This is a genomic window from Streptomyces rubradiris (assembly GCF_016860525.1).
In the GTDB taxonomy this organism is placed as follows: Bacteria; Actinomycetota; Actinomycetes; order Streptomycetales; family Streptomycetaceae; genus Streptomyces; species Streptomyces rubradiris.
This window is the reverse complement of record NZ_BNEA01000015.1, coordinates 440,422-456,327: the sequence shown is the minus strand read 5'-3', so window position 1 is coordinate 456,327 and position 15,906 is coordinate 440,422. Positions and strand designations below refer to the sequence as shown.

Sequence of the window (15,906 nt, the reverse complement as noted above, 5' to 3'; positions counted from 1 at the left end):
TGTCGCCGGAGGCCGGCCGACGGAGGCCGTCAGCCCTCGGGCGTCCGGCGCGGCAGCGGCAGGCTGCGCAGGGCGAGGAGCAGGACGCCGATGTCGTCCAGGTACACCGGGTCGGGCAGCAGGTCGGTGGGCAGCAGCAGATAGGCGACCGCGCCCCAGAACACCCAGCGCGGGCCCGTGGGCAGCCCCGCCCGGCGCAGCGTGCGCCGGGTCCGCACCAGCCGCACCAGCAGGGCCACGGCGGCGGCGAGCAGCGCCGCCGCCACGCAGGCCGCGATCAGCAGCAGGGTGGTGGTCGTGTCCATCAGGGCTCCTTGTCCTGGCCGTCCGGGAGGGTCAGGACGGCTTCCCGTCCCCCGGCGCCGCCGTGTCCGTCGGTGCGGCGGTGTCGGTCGGTGCGCCGGTGTCGCCGGCCGCGCCGGACGGGGCGTCCTGGGCGGGTTCCGGCTGCTGGCGTCCCCACACGGGCAGTTTGAGCCGCTCGAACGTCCGCGTCAGCTGGTGCAGGGCACCCGGTGGCCGGGAGCCGGGCCGCTGCTGCGGCAGGGCGGGCGGGGGCATGTCCCGGTAGGCGGCCAAGGCCTCCAGCGCCTGCTCGGCGGCCTGCTTGTACAGGTCCCGGGACTTCGTCATGGCCTCCAGCGCGTCGGCGTACATCGCGACCAACCGCCGCTCGCGCTCCAACTGCTCCTGGAGGGTCATCAGGGTCCAGTTCTCTCGCAGGTCCGTCAGCGCGTCGGCGGCGTCCTGGGACAGGGGGCGCGGCTGGGCGACGAAGTGCCGTAGCGCGGCGACGAGTTCGGCCGGCTCCGAGCCGTCCAGGAAGACGTTGCGCACGCTGTGTTCCCGGCCGTCGTAGTCCTTCGGCGCCGGGTCCGGCGGCAGCAGGACGGCGCCGCCGCGCGGCACCTCGACGCCCAGGTCCTTCAGCGCCCAGTTGACCCCGCGGAATTGCTGCGGTGTGGCCCGGTGCTCGATCACGCGGTGCCGCAGACCGGGCGGGAGCAGTGCCGCCAGCGGCAGCCGGCCCCGCTCGTCCGGCGTCATCGCCTCGTGCACGACGACATGGACACACCATGCCTCCCGGGCCGCGTCCCGCAGCCGGCGGCGCATCTCCTTGTCGTCCTCGGGCAGCGGGTTGACGTGCCGGAAGCGCAGGCCGGGGACCGAGGGGTGGTGATCCCAGGAGCCCACGTCGTCGGCGGAGCCGCCGTCGGGCCAGAACAGGGTCGCGGGGGAGGGCCAGGTGTCGTCCCACGGCCGCTCCGCCTCCGCGACCAGCCGCCACTCCTGTCCCTGCGGCCGGCCCCGTGGCGGCAGGAGGGACAGCCGGGCCCGCACGGTCACCGCGCCGCCGGCCCGCCAGCGGGCCTCGAAGACCCGCCGGCCGGTGTCCCCGGCCGCGGGCGGTTCGGCGAAGTCGTCGATGTCCCCGCTCTCCTTGTGCCGGCGCAGGGTGCGGCGGACGACGTCCTCGGGGGCGGGACCGGTGTGGCGGCCCCGCACCGCCCAGAGGGTCTGCGGGACGGTGGCGTGGTCGGTGGCGGAGTTCGACATGAGCCAATCTGCTGATGGGGGCGGGTGCGCCTCCCAGTATCACCGCTCGGCGGCGCGGCACGGGCGCGGGGGCCGAACCCCGCGCGTCGCCCGGGGGTACGCCCGGCGCACCGGCACGCGACCGCAGGCCCGCGCGGGGACGGCGTACGCCCGGACACCCGGCCACGACCTCGTCAGCCGCCTGACCGGTCACCCGTGGTCGCGATCTCGTCCGTCACCTGACCGGGCACCCGTGGTCGCGATCTCGTCCGTCACCTGACCGGTCACCCGGGGCCACGACGTTGCCCATCGCCTGACGGGTCACCCGGGGCCGCGGCCTCGTGCGTCGCCTGACCGGTCATCCGGGGCCGTGACGTTGTCCGTCGTCTGACGGGTCACCCGGGGCCGCGATCTCGTGCGTCGCCTGACCGGGCACCGCGGGGCCGTGGCCTTGTCCGCCGCCGGCCGGGCACCCGGGGCCGCCGCGAGCGGGCTGCTCGGTATCGAACGCCCCCGCGCCGGCCCCGCCGCCTTCCCGGCGAGGCCGGGACGTTACGCCCCGCTCTCCCGCAGCATGTCCTCCCGCTCCACGATCTTCACCCGCTCGCGGCCCTGCGGCTCGCCCAGGGCGCGCTCGGCGGCGTCCAGCTTGTACCAGCCGTCCCAGGTGGTGAAGCGGACGTTCCGCTCGGCGAGGAAGGCGTCCACGGCCTCCGGCTCGGGCGCGGACGGGGTGTGCAGCCTGCCGTTCGCGAAGTCGTCCAGCAGGTTGGCCACGGTCTCGTTGGCGTCACCCTTGGTGTGGCCGATGAGGCCGACCGGGCCGCGCCGGATCCAGCCGGTGACGTACGTGGACTGAAGGTGGGTGCCGCCGTCCTCGATGACCCGGCCGCCCTCGTCCGGCACGGTCCCGGAGTCCTCGTCCCAGGGCAGCTTGGGCAGCTTCTCGGAGAGGTAGCCGACCGCGCGGTAGACCGCCGTGACGTCCCAGTCCTTGAAGGCGCCGGTGCCCTTGACGTTGCCGGTGCCGTCCAGGGCGGTGCGCTCGGTGCGCAGGCCGACGACCTTGCCGTCCTCGCCGAGGATCTCCGCCGGGGACTCGAAGAAGTGCAGGTAGAGCTTGTGCGGGCGGTCGCCGATGTCCCGGATCGCCCAGTTCTCCAGCGTCTTGGCGACCATGTCGGCCTGCTTGTTGCCGCGCCGGGTCTCGATCGAGCCCTCGTCGTAGTCGATGTCCTCGGGGTCGACGATGACCTCGATGTTCGGCGAGTGGTCCAGCTCCCGCAGCTCCATCGGGCTGAACTTCGCCTGCGCCGGGCCACGGCGGCCGAAGACGTGGATCTCCACCGCCTTGTTGGCCTTCAGGCCGTCGTAGACGTTCGGCGGGATCTCGGTCGGCAGCAGCTCGTCGGCGGTCTTGGCCAGGATGCGGGCCACGTCCAGGGCCACGTTGCCGACGCCGAGGACGGCGACCTTCTCCGCCTGGAGCGGCCAGGTGCGCGGCACGTCCGGGTGGCCGTCGTACCAGGACACGAAGTCGGCGGCGCCGTAGGAGCCGTCCAGGTCGATACCGGGTATGGACAGCGCGCGGTCGGCCATCGCGCCGGTGGAGAAGATCACCGCGTCGTAGAAGGCGCGGAGGTCGTCCAGGTTGAGGTCCGCCGGGTAGTCGACGTTGCCGAAGAGACGGATCTGCGGCTTGTCGAGCACCTGGTGCAGGGCGGTGATGATGCCCTTGATGCGCGGGTGGTCGGGCGCGACGCCGTACCGGATCAGGCCGAACGGGGCGGGCATCCGCTCGAAGAGGTCGATGGACACACCGGGGTCGGCGGCCACCTCGGATTTGAGCAGGGCGTCGGCGGCGTAGATCCCGGCGGGGCCGGCTCCGACGATGGCTACCCGCAGGGGGCGCGGCATGATCAGGTTCCCTTCGAACGTGAACGGGCGACTTGATCAGGAAGCCTAAACTAAGGCAGACCTTACCTGGTACGGGGGTCTGCTCTATGACCTCATAAGCCGCCCTTATGACTTGTCCAGGGCTTCCTTATGTGCGTCCGGCGCCCGTGCGGGGCCGACCGGTCGGGCCGGCGGGCCGGTCCGGCGCATCGCCGCCTCACCGGTGGGGCCCGTGGCCCGGATCGGGTCACCGGACTGTACGACAGGCTCGGTCCGATCACTTGTGGGAGCGCTCCCAAAAGATCAGTATGAGGTCATGTCCTCCCTCGACCCGGCCCCCCTGATCCGGCCCTACCGCCCTGCCGACCGGGACGCGGTCGCCGACGTCTGCGTCCGCACCGCGCACCTCGGCGGCGACTCCCGGGCGGTCTACCCCGACCCGGGCCTGATGCCGTCGCTCTTCGCCGAGCCGTACTGTCACTTCGACCCGGACCTCGCCTTCGTACTGGACGACGGCACGGGCCGAGCCGTGGGATACATCCTCGGCACCGCGGACACCGAGCGCTTCGTCGCGGACTTCCGGCGCGTCTGGATACCCCGGCTGGCCGGCCGCTACCCCGAACCCGCCGGGCCGCCGAGCACGCCCACCGAGGAGATCGTCCGGCTGCTGCACCACCCGGAGCGGATGCTGCTGCCCGAACTCGCCGACTACCCCGCCCACCTGCACATCGACCTGCTGCCGCGCTGGCAGCGGCTAGGACACGGCCGACGGTTGCTGCACACCTTCCTGGACGCCCTGCGCGGACAGGGCGTCCGGGCGGTCCACCTGGGCATGGTCACCGCCAACACCGCCGCCCGCGCGTTCTACGACCGGGTCGGCTTCCACCCGATCCCTGTAGCGGACGCCGGGCCCCTCACCTACCTGGGCCGGAGCACGGCCAGGGACTGAGCGGGGCCCGGCGGCGGCCCTCAGGAGAGCGCGAGCGTGCTCTTGGCGAGCTCGTACGCGGGCAGCATCTCCTCGTGTTCGCGGGTGTCCATGCCGCCGAGGTGCAGGACGACCGGGCCGTCGGGCGTACCGACCGCGAAGGCGCACTCCTTCTTGGTCTCCTCCAGGATCTTGTCGGCCGACACGTACTCGACCTCCACGGCCGGGACACCACCGCCGGTCTTGAAGGAGTGGTACTGCGCCTTGCCCGCGCCCTTCTGGGCGGCGACGAACGCGCGCAGCACGCCGCCCGCGTCGGCGTCGCCGGGCTTGCCCTTCCATACGCGCAGGAAGCCGATGTTGCCGGCCGGCTTGGCGTCTATCTCGCAGGCCGCGGTGACCGGCCCCTGCCGGAGCATGGCCGCGGCCAGTTCCCCGGCCAGGTCGCCGTCCTCGCCGCCCTTCGAGAGCTGGGCCGACTCCTTCTCGGCGTCGATGGACTTGGGCTCCCAGTCCTTGGCCACGCCGAAGCTGACGGGCAGTTCACAGGCCGAACCGGCCGGGCCGAGGGTGCCGCCACGGGCCGCCGCCGTGGCCTTCTCCCCGGTGTCCTCGGCCGCCGCCCCCTTGGCATCCGCCGACGCGTCCACCGACGCGCTCGCGGATGTCTTCCCGTCGTCGTCCGCCGTTCCCGCGCAGCCGCCGAGCAGCACCGCGAACGCCGCCGCGACGGCCACACGACCGCCGACCGTCCCCACCCTGACCCGCACTGTCGTCTCCCGTTCGATTCGGAGCCGCAACTCTAGCCGAGGGCACCGACAACGCCGGGCGGAACGCGGCTCACCGGCTCTCGGGCGGCTGGTCCGGGCGCCGGGCGTGCACGAACAGCTGCGGTTCGGGCGTGGCCCCGGGCAGGTCCGGGGTGAACTGGGAGCACTCCTCGGCCAGCACCGTCAGACCGGCGCCGGCCACCAGGCCGGTGAACGCCTCCGCGCCGAAACTGGTCACCCGGATCGAGCGCCCCATGAACTCGCCCTCGGCGTCCTCCACGTCGAGGGGGACGGTGGCCAGCGCGACCAGCCCGCCGGGCCGCACCACCCGCGCCAGCTTCGCCACGACGGCCGCCTGTTCGGCGCGTGAGAGCTGGAGCAGCGAGAAGTACGCGCACACCGCGTCGAAGGAGGCCTCCGCGAGCGGCGCGTCACGGATGTCGGCGAGCCGGAACTCGGCTCCGGGCACCTGCCGGGCGGCCAGCTCCACCATCACCGGCGAGACATCGATGCCGAGCACCCGGTGCCCGGCCCCGGCCAGCGCGTGCGCGGTCGGCCGTCCCGTCCCGCTGCCCACGTCCAGCACCCTGCTGCCCGGCGCCAGCCGCTCCAGCAGCCAGTCCAGGGACGCCCGGCGCGCCGTGGAATCGGCGTACGCCCGCTCGTAGTCCAGGCCCAGCGCGTCGAACACCACGGCGGCCGGAGTCCGGCCGTTCTCCTCGGTCATGACGACTCCTCTCGCGACCCCGGCGGACGCGTCCCTCGCGCCGCCCGGCGCCGCCCGCCGTTTGCGCCCGCGGCGCACGCACGGCAGGGTGCCGGGTGTGCCTACCCTGCTGATCGTCCATCACACCCCGTCCCCGAACTGCCAGGCGCTGTTCGAAGCCGCCGTGTCGGGTGCCACCGCACCGGAGATCGAGGGCGTCCGCGTCGTACGCCGGGCGGCCCTGTCGGCCACCGCCTCCGACGTGCTGGAAGCCGACGGGTACCTGCTCGGCACGCCCGCCAACCTCGGCTACATGTCCGGCGCGCTCAAGCATTTCTTCGACCAGGTGTACTACCCCTGCCTGGACGGGACCAGGGGCCGGCCCTTCGGCTACTACGTCCACGGCGGCAACGACGTCACCGGTGCCGTGCGCGCCGTCGAGACCGTCACCACCGGCCTCGGCTGGCGCCGGGCGGCCGAGCCGGTGACCGTCACCGGCGAGCCAGGCAAGGCCGACACCGAGGCGTGCTGGGAACTGGGCGCCACGGTCGCGGCGGGACTGATGCCCGGCGACTGAGCGGCGGCCCCGGCCGCGCCGGGCGGCGGTCCGGGAGGCACCGGCCCCCGCCGCGCCGTGGCCGGGGAAGCGCAGGCTCCCTCCGCGCGGCCACCGGAGTGATCCTCGTGTGCTTACGTGCGGTGACCGGCGTGGGCCCAAGCTCGCCCTGAACCGCTCTGTTAGTCATATTTATGTGTTTATCGGATCGTTGGTCGGGTGTGGACGGGCCGTCGGGACCCGGCTTCCCGCGGTGCTGCCCCTGATCATGGCCGTGTCGGCCGGAGCGGTGGACCGCGCCGTCGCCGACGGCGCGGGCACCCACGGGCTCGCCCTGGAGGTCACCGTCAACACCAGGCCCGGCACGGCGGCGACCCGGACCGGCATCCGCGTCGGACACCCGCTCGTGAAGACGTACCGCCTGATCAACCGGACCGGGGCCGACCTCTACGACGTCCGGGTGAGCGACCCGGGCCTGCCCGACGCCGTCATCCGCTGCCCCGGCGGCGGTGATCACCTCCGCATGCTCCGCGGCCTCGACTCGGCGACCTGCACCGCGCGGTCCACCGCGCGCCCGGGCACCTGGATCGCGGACGTCACGGCCGTCGGCCGGGTTCCCTCCCTCGGCTACGAGTCCCGGGCGTCGGCCCGCTCCGGATACGCGGGCGTCGGCGGGCGGCTGTCGCTGACCGAGACCGTGACGACCGGCGGCGAAGTCCCCGAGGACGGTGCCCTCCTCCTCGGCCGGGCCACCGTCTTCTACGACGTGACCAACACCGGCAACCGCACGGTGTACGACCTGCGGCTCATGGACCCGGTCCTCCAGCCCCCCGCCATCGTCTGCGCGACGGGCGACGACACCGTCCCGAGCCTCGAACCGGGCGTCACGGCGCGGTGCGTGGCGATCGTCGAGCGGCCCCCGGGGGAGTACCTCAGCGAGGGGCACGTCAAGGGCACCGACCGGCTCACCACGCTCCGGCCCGACGGCTGCCCGGAGAAGCCCCCGAAGCTCAAGGCGTGGGCCACCGGCGGGTTCACCCTGAACCCGCCCCCGCCCCTGCCACCCCCGCCACCCCCACTGCCCCCGCCACCACCGGTACCGCCGACGCCGCCCCCCGTACCGCCCGCCCCGACCTTCGTCCCCGTACCTCCACCGGCCCCGCCTCTCCCCGCCCCGCCGCCTCCCGCTCCGCTGCCACCGCCCCCTGCGCCGGTTCCGCCCCCCGCGCCGCCGGTGCCACCCGCCGGGCCGGTGCCACCCGCCGGGCCGGTGCCGCCCGCCGGGCCTCCGGTGCTGCCCATTCCGCCCGGTGCCGTCTTCCCGCCGCCTCCGCCGCTGCCGCTGCCGGGCGCGCCCGCTCCGGGTGTGGCCGTGCCCGCCCCCGGCGTGGGCGCGGTCGCGGGGCCTGCGGGCGCGGTGGCGGGAGCCGCCGCTGGCGCCGGGGGTGCGGGAGCGGGGGTCGGTGCTGCTGCCGGGGCCGGTGTGGGCGCGGCTGCGGGTGCGGGTGCCGCCGCCGGAGCGGCAGCCGCGGGTGCCGGCGCGGGCGTTGGTGCGGCAGCCGGTGCGGCGGCGGGCGCGGGTGTGGCTGCGGGTGCCGGTGCGGCGGCGGGTGCCGGTGTCGCGGCGGGCGCCGGGGTGGCGGCGGGCGTGGGTGCGGGCGTCGGCGCTGGTGCTGCGGCGGGTGCCGGTGCTGGGGGAGCGGGAGCAGGAGTCGGCGCGGCGGCGGGTGCGGGTGCCGGGGGCGCAGGTGCGGGGGTTGGTGCCGCTGCGGGTGCGGGTGTGGGCGCTGTGGCCGGTGCCGGCGCTGCCGCCGGGGCAGCAGCCGCTGGCGCCGGGGCCGCCGCCGGGGCAGTTGCCGGTGCCGGGGCCGCCGCGGGTGCCGGTGCGGCAGCCGGCGCAGTCGCGGGTGCTGCCGCCGGTGCCGGCGCGGCCGCAGGCGCTGCGGCAGGAGGGGCGGCGGCTGCCGGCGGTGCCGGTGCTGCGGCGGCCGGGGGAGCGGCGGCGGCAGGCGGTGGTGGCGGGACCGCTGCCGGTGGCGCGGGAGCAGCTGCCGGCGGAGGAACCGCGGGAGCCGCGGCGGGTGCCACGGCCGGTCAAGGTGGCGCCACCACCGGTCAGGGCCAGACCACCGGCGGCCGGGCCGCGGGCGGTCAGGCAACCGGAGGACAAGCCACCGGGGGAGAAGCCACCGGGGGACAGGCCACCGGCGGCCGGACGACGGGCGGTCAGGCCACTGGCGGCCAGGCGACCGGAGGCGAAGCAGCCGGGGGCCAGGCAACCGGGGGCCAGGCCACGGGCGGTCAGGCGACCGGAGGCCAAGCCACCGGCGGCGAAGCGGTCGGCGGCCAGGCAACCGGAGGCCGAGCCACCGGAGGCGAAGCGGTCGGCGGCCAAGCCACCGCAGGCCGGTCCACCGGTGGTCAAGCCACCGGAGGTCAGTCCACCACCCCCTTCACCGCAACCCCCCGCACCCCCGCCCCCTCGCCCTCCGCCCCCTCCATCATGTCCCGGTTCATCCGTCCTGGAGGCAGGCCGACCGGGCTCGGTCTGCTTGCCGTGCTGTTCCTGCTGCTGATCCCCGCCGCCCTCGCCGCCGCGCTGCTCGGCTCGCGGCGCATCGGCAAGTAACCCCCAACCCCCGGCAATCACCCCGGCCCCCGCCCCCCTTCCCGGGCCGGGACATGGAATCGAGACGACAGGAGACCGCGCCGATGATCGAGACCTTCGCCGTCGTTCTGGGGATCGCCGTGGTCGCCGCGGGCGCCGTGCTGCTCCAGCACCGTTTCTGGCCGCCCGATCCGGACGAGGAACCCCGCGAGGACGTCGCCGAGTACATCGCCATGATGGTCAGCGTGCTCTACGCCCTCGTGCTCGGTCTGTCGATGGTGGCCGTGTGGGAGACCCGGTCCGCGGCGGAGGACCATGTGCAGGCGGAGGCGAGCGCCGCGCACCAGATCCGGCTGCTCTCCGCCGGGCTGCCCGCTCCGGCGGGTGAACGCACCAGGGAAGCCGTCGACGCGTACGTGCACCATGTGGTGTCCGAGGAGTGGCCCGTCATGGTCGCCGGGCAGCCGCCGGACCGGCGCGGCTGGGACCTGCTGAACGACCTGAGGGCGGCGGGCCAGATCCCCGTCGGCGCCAGTCCCGCCCAGCAGGCCACGCTCCAGGAGACCCTGGCACAGCTCAGCGTGCTGGACGACGCCCGGCGCGGCCGGGAGGCGGATGTCGGCGAGACCCTGTCACCCGTCCTGTGGTTCGGGCTGATCGTCGGCGGGCTGCTGACCGTGGCCTTCATGTTCATGTTCGGCGTACGGCGCAGCGTCACCCACGTGGTGATGGTGATGGGCCTGACCGCGCTCATCACCTTCACCGTGTTGCTGGTCTACGGGCTGAACGAGCCCTTCGACGGCATGTTCGCCGTCGACGCGTCCGCGTTCTCCCGCTATTTCCCGGGCAGTTGACGGTGCGGCGCCCGGCGGCCGGCCGCTTCCTCGTGCAGCCGGGCCGCGATCCGCCGCTGGTCCGGCCAGCGCACGTCGTACGCCCAGCCCCACCGCTCGAACCGGGCGATCAGCCACGCCGTGAGGTCCGGCTGGCCGCGCAGCCCGCCGTGCCGGGCGCTGTTGGGGTCGGCGTGGTGGAGGTTGTGCCAGCCCTCGCCGAAGGTCAGCAGGGCCACCCAGGACACGTCCCGGGACTGGTCGCGGGTGCGGTAGTGGCGCGGACCGAAGGCGTGGGCCACGGAGTTGACCGACCAGGTGACGTGGTGCACGACCGCGTACCGCACCAGGCTCGCCCAGAAGAAGGTGACCAGCGCGCACCGCGGGTCCTGGGTGACCGCCAGGACCAGGACCGGCGGCAGCGCGAGCGAGACCGCGATGGCCAGCGGATAGCAGCGGTCCAGACGGCGCACGTCCGGGTCGGCGAGCAGGTCGGGGGCGTAACGGGGGTAGTGGGAGCGGACCGGTGAGGAGGCGAACCAGCCGACCTGGGCGTGCCACAGCCCCTTCAGCAGCGCCCGCCGGGTGGTGCCGTACTTCCACGGCGAGTGCGGGTCGCCCGCCCGGTCCGCGTACTGGTGGTGGCGCCGGTGCTCGGCGACCCACATCGTCACCGGGCCCTCCATGGCGAGGCTGCCCGCCACCCCGAGGGCGATCCGCAGCGGGCGTTTCGCCTTGAACGACAGATGGGTGAAGTGCCGGTGGAAGCCGGCGGTGATGCCCATGATGGACAGCGCGTACATGCCGGCGCCGAGGACCGCGTCGTACCAGCGCGGCCCCCAGCCGCCGGCCAGGGCGACCGGCAGCACCAGCGCCAGCACGGCCAGCGGACCCACCACGAGGGTGAGCAGATAGCCGGTGCGCAGCGGCAGACCGACCGGGACGGTGTCGGGGAGCGGGGCGGGCGGGCCCTCAGGGTGTTCGGGGGTCACGGTCACGGTGTGTCTCCCGCGCGGCGGGACGGGGTGGTGCAGGGGGTCATGGGCGGCGATTATGCGCCGACCCGGTGGCCACGGCGCACCAGGCTCGGCGCGCGGCGCTGCCCGCGCGGGCATCCTCTACCTGGATGGATGAAGGTGCGGGCGCGGTCCCGCTGGCCGACCATGGGAGCCGGGGACGCGCCCGCCGGCGCGGCCCCGGCTCCGCCCCATGTCACCGAGCCGAGGGAGCGTCGGATGCGAGCGGACGGCACCGCACCCGGACGGCCCGCGCCGGACGGCCGGGACGCCAGGGACCTGCTGCGCCGGTGCGCGCGGGAGGTGGTGGACGTCGCCGAAGGCATCCGCGCGGTCTCCGCGCGCACCAGCACCGCGCTGTTCACCCCGGCCCTGACCGCCTCCGCGCGCCGCCGCCCGCGCACCGGCCTGCCCGCCCAGTGGGCCCTGCTGCGCGCCCTGACCAACAAACACGGTCTCGGCGGCTCGGCGATCACCGCGCCGAAGGGCGTGGGCCACGTCCTCGGCACCGCCGGCGAGGTGCTGGGCCGGGAGAGCCTGGCCGCGCTGGTGGCGGTCACCTCGCTGCGGCTGCGGATCGCCGCCGTGCTGGTCGACCACCCGGAGTTCGTGCGCGATCCCGGCATGCGCCGGCTGACCGAGGCCGTGACCACCGACAAGGACCTGGCGGCCGTACGGTCCCTGCGCGCCCTGTTCCGCGACCAGGGGGCCCAGCGCGCGCTGTCCGGGCTGGCCCCGCTGATGGCAGAACTCCTCGCGATCCGCGCCCTGCTGGACGAGGACCCGCACAACGACGAGACGGGCTGGGCGCTGGCCACCGGCCGCGAACTGTCCGCCGACCCGCTGCACGGCGTCAGCGCCGCCCACCTCGCGGGCCTGGACCGGGGCGAGGGCGCCGCCGAGGCCGTCGGCCTCACCGACCAGGAACGGCAGGTCATCGCCACGAAAGGGTCGTTCCTCGGCTTCCTGCGCAACATCGAGATGCTCTCCACGAACGGGCGAATCCTGCTGCAGAACGTGCGCGGTCCGGACGGCGTGGTCCGCTATGTCCTCCAGGCGCCCGGCATGGCACCGGGCCGCCCCCGCACCGACTCCCCGCAGGACTTCGTCGGCGCCTGGCGCAACCTGTTCATGCCCGACTCGCCGTACACCCGCGCGATCCTGCTCGCCCTGCGGGACTACGGCATCCCCCGCGGCGCCGACCTCGCGCTGATCGGGCACAGCGAGGGCGGGATCGCCGTGATGAACCTCGCCCAGAGCGAGGAGTTCTGCCGCACCTACCGGGTCACCCACGTCGTCGCCGTCGGCTCGCCGGTCGACACCAAGAAGCCCGCCGACCCGCGCACCTGGGTCGCCAGCATCACCAACCAGCACGACATCGTGCCCGTCCTCGACGGCCGCGGTGCGGGCTCCGCGTTCGACCCGCACCCGAACTGGTACGAGGTCGACTACACCGGGCCCACCCACGAGTTCCCGCTGTGCCACATGCTCCACGAGTACATCGAGCACCTGCGCACCGTCATCCCCGAGGCCCGTCAACGCGTCGACGAGGCCCTCGCCCCCTACCGCGGCCCCGTCGTGCGCACCCAGGCCTACCAGCTCAAGGACCGCGCCAACCCGCCCGAGGGCTACCCCTTCCTCACCCTGCCCACCACCTCGCTGCCCACCACGGCCGGCCCGGTCGACGTGCCCGTGCGCTACTACGACTCCTCCGCCGCCCACCTGTGCTTCCCCGTCGACGCGGACACCGCCCGCGGACTGCTGCCCGGCGTCACCTGGATGACCCCGAGCCGGCTGGGCCGACGGGCGCTGGCGGTGCTGTCGCTGTACGAGCACCGCTGCACCACCATCGGCCCGTACACCGAGATCTCCCTCTCCGTGCTGGTGGACGACCTGTGGCGGCCCCGCCCGTATGACGTGGCCCTGGACCTGCTGCGCCGGGTCGACCTGCGCCGCACCGGCCGCTACGTCGTCTCCCTCGCCGTCACCAGCGAGGAGGCGCGGGTCGTCGCCCGGGAGATCTGGGGCCAGCCCGCGGTCCGGGTGAGCGCCGAGGCCAGGCTGACCGGCCGGGACCTCGCCGTCCGCGCCCCGGAGCTCGGCCTGGCCGTCGACGGCCGCCTCGGGCCCGGGGCCCGCTGCCCCGAGGCCGACTGGATCCTCTACGGGCGCCGGGGCGAGAGCACCATCCGCACCCTGGTCCGGGCCCACGGCGGGCTGCGGCTGCACAGCGGCGGTGGCATCCGGCTCCGGCTGGACACCCCGGCCGCCGAACCCCTCGCCGGCCATCTGCGCCGGCTCGGCATCGCCACGGCCCGCCCCCGACTGGTCCTCACCTGCCCCCAGTTCATGCTCCACCGCAGCGCCGGCGCCGTCCTGCCACGCTGACGCCCCACCCCCACGGGAGCCCCGCCATGGTGACCGAGTCCCCCGACGTCACGTCGTACGACGCCGAACTCCTCGACCGCGCCGAGGCGTTGCGGTCGGACGCCGAGCTGATGGACGAGTACGCCCGGCGGCTGCGGGCCACCGCCGACACGCTCGCCGGCTGCCCGGCGGCCCCGGAGTGGAGCCGGCCCACGCTGGAACGGCAGGCCGCCGCCTGCGCCACGGCGGCGGAGCAACTGCGCACCGCGGCCGAGGCGTTGCGCACCCACGCGGCAGCCGGCGACTGAACACGGCCACGGAGGAGGGAAAGGCCGCAGACCCCGAGGTTGCGGCAGACCTCCACGCTCATCACCCTCCTGCGGACACTCCCGTCTTTACCCGGACTGTCTCTCGCCGTCTCCCGTACTTTTTCCGGCGAAGGCCGTGGTGCGTTCGGTGATCTGCCGGACTGCGGGCGCGTGCGCGAGGGCCGGGCCGTCGACATAGGAACCGCCGCTGCCGAGTTGGCACCGCTGGTGGCGCAGGGCGGCCCGCTGCGCGGGGAGAACCCGCAGGAGCTTGCCGCTCGCGTGGTGACGGCCCATGGCAGGGCGTCGGGCTGAACTCGGCCGGTGGACAACCCCCGTTGGCGCGGGGACGACGCTGGGATGAATACGGGGCCAGCCGTCTTCGAGGGCTCCCGTCCGAGTCAGCGGAGAAGGACTTGCCGACGGCGAGCAGCTACTGCCGCTGGCCGGACAGCGCGTCACCGAAGGGCCGCTGTCCAGCTCGATCGGCAGGTCCGCGTCATCGGCAGGGAAACGGCGCAGGGTGAGACGCTCGGTCTCCAGGCAGGTGTCCACGAGCCGGTCCACGCCTGGAGCAGCCGAGCGGCCCAACGGTTTTGCTTCGGCTCCGGGCGCTTCCGCCGCCTACGACGTCAACCGGATCGCGGAGATGTCGAACTGCAGCCGGACCTTCTCGCTCACCATGGTGCCCCCAGCCTTGAGGCGCTGGTTGTAGACCAGGCCCCACTCGGTGCGGTCGATGGTAGTGGTGCCGTCGAAGCCGGCCCGCTCGAAGCCGAACGGGTCCAGAACCGAGCCGAGGTAGTCGATGTGCAGGTCGACGGGCCGGGTGACGCCGCGGATGGTCAGGTCCCCGGTCATGCGGAAGGTCTCTCCGCCTTCGTGGACGGTGGAGGTGCTGTGGAAGGTCATTTCCGGGTACTGGCGCGCGTCGAAGAAGTCGGCGCCGATGATGTGCGCGTCCCTTTGCTGCACGCCCGTGTCGACGCTGGCGACCCGGATGACGAGGTCGGCCCGCGACTCGGAGGGCTGGGCTCCGTCGAAGTACAACGTGCTGTCGTAATCGGTGAAAGCCCCCCGGACCGTCGTGACCATGGCGTGCCGTACGGAGAATCCGATGTGGCTGTGCGGGCGGTCGATCGTCCATCGCCCGGTCAGGGCCTGAAGTGCCGGGTCGAGTGCGACACCCCGGGACGTGGCCCCCGCGAGAGCCGGGGCCGGCTCGCTGACGGCGGTCTGGCGTCGGCCGAAGATACCCATGATCGTGAGCCCTTTCCCATCTGAATCGCTCTGTGCTGCCAAGGTGTCGCCGGGGCGCTGCCCCGATCGGTGACCCCGCCCGAGGGGATGCGGTCGACGGTGAACCCGCTACGACTGTTACTGCGGTGGCGTGGGCGTGTCGTGGGTGCGGTACATCGCCTGTACGTCCAACTCCAGTTGGACGGTCGGCCCGACGACGGCGATGCCGCGGGCGAGCATGGAGCGCCAGTTGAGGGTGAAGTCCTCCCGATGGAGTTCGGCCTTCGCGAGGGCCGCGCAGCGCAGTTCCTGTTCGTAGCCCCCGTTGATCGACCCGAGGTAGGTGGTGTCGAGGCTGACGGAGCGGCTGGTGCCGTGCATGGTGAGGGTGCCGTGCAGGGTCCACTTGGAGCCGCCGAGGTGGGCGAACCGGGAGCTGGTGAAGTCGATGTACGGGTAGCGTTCGACGTCCAGGAAATCGGCCGAACGCAGATGGTTGTCGCGGGTGTTGTTGCCCGTGGTGACACTGGAGGCGTCGATGCGTACCGCCACCTGTGAGTCGGCCATGTCCGGAGCGATGCGGAGGTTGCCCTGGAAGCGGGTGAACCGCCCGTGGACATGGGCCATGCCGACGTGCTTGGCGATGAACCGGATCGCGGTGTGCGGAGGGTCGAACAGCCAGGTACCGGCTGTCGGAAGTTCCAACTGGCGGGCGGGCTGGAGCACGACTTGCGCGGTGGGCCGAGCCACACCGGCCGCGATGTCGAGGTTCTCGCGGGCAGGTGACAGGCCCTCGGCCACGATCATCACGCTGTAGGAGCCGGGTGGCAGCGTGGCTATGAAGTAGCCGTGGGGGTCCGTGGTGCCACGCGTCGCGATCCGGTGGCTGTCCAGCGCGGTCACGGTGACCTCGGCTCCGCCCATGGGCTGCCCCATGGGATCGAGCACCTCGAAGCCGCACGCCCCGGCGCCGGGCGGCAGCGGGACCGAGATGCTCGACACGGCACCGGAGGCACCACGGGAACGCCGACGACGGAGCAGCCCGAGAGCCATGGAGTTCACCCTTCTTCTTCTGCGCCTCGGTCACGCGACTCGGTCAGAGTTCTTGCATTCCCCGTCGTCAAGAAACGTCGGCGACGGGAG

15 protein-coding genes are annotated in these 15,906 nt (G+C 73.9%); 6 read left to right on the top strand and 9 right to left on the bottom strand.

The window, feature by feature from the left end; translation table 11 throughout:
* Positions 1-29 precede the first annotated feature (29 nt).
* The 3 genes from Srubr_RS15465 to Srubr_RS15455 form a co-directional block, all read right to left on the bottom strand.
* Positions 30-305 (bottom strand): DUF1232 domain-containing protein, encoded by a 276-nt coding sequence (locus Srubr_RS15465; protein WP_189988846.1) that lies wholly within the window; start codon positions 303-305, stop codon positions 30-32.
* Positions 306-336: 31 nt separating this feature from the next.
* Positions 337-1,557 carry a hypothetical protein gene (locus Srubr_RS15460; RefSeq protein WP_189988844.1) on the bottom strand — a complete coding sequence of 407 codons (1,221 nt, stop codon included), beginning with the start codon at positions 1,555-1,557 and terminating at the stop codon, positions 337-339.
* Between the two features lie 531 nt (positions 1,558-2,088).
* Complete coding sequence (locus Srubr_RS15455) at positions 2,089-3,453, bottom strand: FAD-dependent oxidoreductase (protein ID WP_189988842.1); 1,365 nt, start codon at positions 3,451-3,453, stop codon at positions 2,089-2,091.
* Positions 3,454-3,748: 295 nt separating this feature from the next.
* On the opposite strand from Srubr_RS15455, the gene Srubr_RS15450 reads away from it, so the two are divergent.
* Entirely contained in the window at positions 3,749-4,381 is a 633-nt protein-coding gene (locus Srubr_RS15450; RefSeq protein WP_189988840.1) for a GNAT family N-acetyltransferase, read from the top strand.
* A gap of 20 nt (positions 4,382-4,401) precedes the next feature.
* Here the strand turns inward: Srubr_RS15450 and Srubr_RS15445 are convergent, their stop codons facing one another.
* Complete coding sequence (locus Srubr_RS15445) at positions 4,402-5,130, bottom strand: lipoprotein (RefSeq protein WP_189988837.1); 729 nt, start codon at positions 5,128-5,130, stop codon at positions 4,402-4,404.
* Positions 5,131-5,200: 70 nt separating this feature from the next.
* Entirely contained in the window at positions 5,201-5,857 is a 657-nt protein-coding gene (locus Srubr_RS15440) for a class I SAM-dependent methyltransferase (RefSeq protein WP_189988835.1), read from the bottom strand.
* Positions 5,858-5,954: 97 nt separating this feature from the next.
* On the opposite strand from Srubr_RS15440, the gene Srubr_RS15435 reads away from it, so the two are divergent.
* The 3 genes from Srubr_RS15435 (at position 5,955) to Srubr_RS15425 (ending at position 9,854) form a co-directional block, all read left to right on the top strand.
* The gene (locus Srubr_RS15435; protein WP_189988833.1) at positions 5,955-6,413 is read left to right on the top strand and encodes a flavodoxin family protein; all 459 of its coding nucleotides are present in this window, start codon (positions 5,955-5,957) and stop codon (positions 6,411-6,413) included.
* Positions 6,414-6,645: 232 nt separating this feature from the next.
* The gene (locus Srubr_RS15430) at positions 6,646-9,021 is read left to right on the top strand and encodes a hypothetical protein (protein ID WP_189988831.1); all 2,376 of its coding nucleotides are present in this window, start codon (positions 6,646-6,648) and stop codon (positions 9,019-9,021) included.
* Positions 9,022-9,104: 83 nt separating this feature from the next.
* Complete coding sequence (locus Srubr_RS15425) at positions 9,105-9,854, top strand: bestrophin-like domain (RefSeq protein ID WP_189988829.1); 750 nt, start codon at positions 9,105-9,107, stop codon at positions 9,852-9,854.
* On the opposite strand, the gene Srubr_RS15420 is transcribed toward Srubr_RS15425, so the two are convergent.
* Positions 9,836-10,831: an acyl-CoA desaturase gene (locus Srubr_RS15420; RefSeq protein ID WP_203855028.1), complete on the bottom strand. Its 996-nt coding sequence runs from the start codon at positions 10,829-10,831 to the stop codon at positions 9,836-9,838. The two genes, Srubr_RS15425 and Srubr_RS15420, sit on opposite strands and share 19 nt — an antisense overlap.
* A 237-nt stretch (positions 10,832-11,068) precedes the next feature.
* Here Srubr_RS15420 and Srubr_RS15415 point away from each other — a divergent pair, with 237 nt between their 5' ends.
* Together Srubr_RS15415 and Srubr_RS15410 are read left to right on the top strand one after the other, a co-directional pair.
* On the top strand, positions 11,069-13,237 hold the full coding sequence (locus Srubr_RS15415) for an acetoacetate decarboxylase family protein (protein ID WP_189988825.1): 2,169 nt from the start codon (positions 11,069-11,071) through the stop codon (positions 13,235-13,237).
* A 26-nt stretch (positions 13,238-13,263) separates the two neighbouring features.
* Positions 13,264-13,524, top strand: a complete 261-nt coding sequence (locus Srubr_RS15410; RefSeq protein WP_189988823.1) for a hypothetical protein — start codon at positions 13,264-13,266, stop codon at positions 13,522-13,524.
* Positions 13,525-13,611: 87 nt separating this feature from the next.
* Here the strand turns inward: Srubr_RS15410 and Srubr_RS15405 are convergent, their stop codons facing one another.
* The 3 genes from Srubr_RS15405 to Srubr_RS15395 all read right to left on the bottom strand — a co-directional run bounded on the left by Srubr_RS15405 (position 13,612) and on the right by Srubr_RS15395 (position 15,816).
* Positions 13,612-13,821, bottom strand: coding sequence for a hypothetical protein (locus Srubr_RS15405; RefSeq protein ID WP_189988821.1), 210 nt, complete (start codon positions 13,819-13,821; stop codon positions 13,612-13,614).
* Between the two features lie 327 nt (positions 13,822-14,148).
* Entirely contained in the window at positions 14,149-14,784 is a 636-nt protein-coding gene (locus Srubr_RS15400) for a YceI family protein (protein WP_189988820.1), read from the bottom strand.
* Positions 14,785-14,901: 117 nt separating this feature from the next.
* On the bottom strand, positions 14,902-15,816 hold the full coding sequence (locus tag Srubr_RS15395; RefSeq protein WP_189988818.1) for a YceI family protein: 915 nt from the start codon (positions 15,814-15,816) through the stop codon (positions 14,902-14,904).
* Positions 15,817-15,906: the final 90 nt, after the last annotated feature.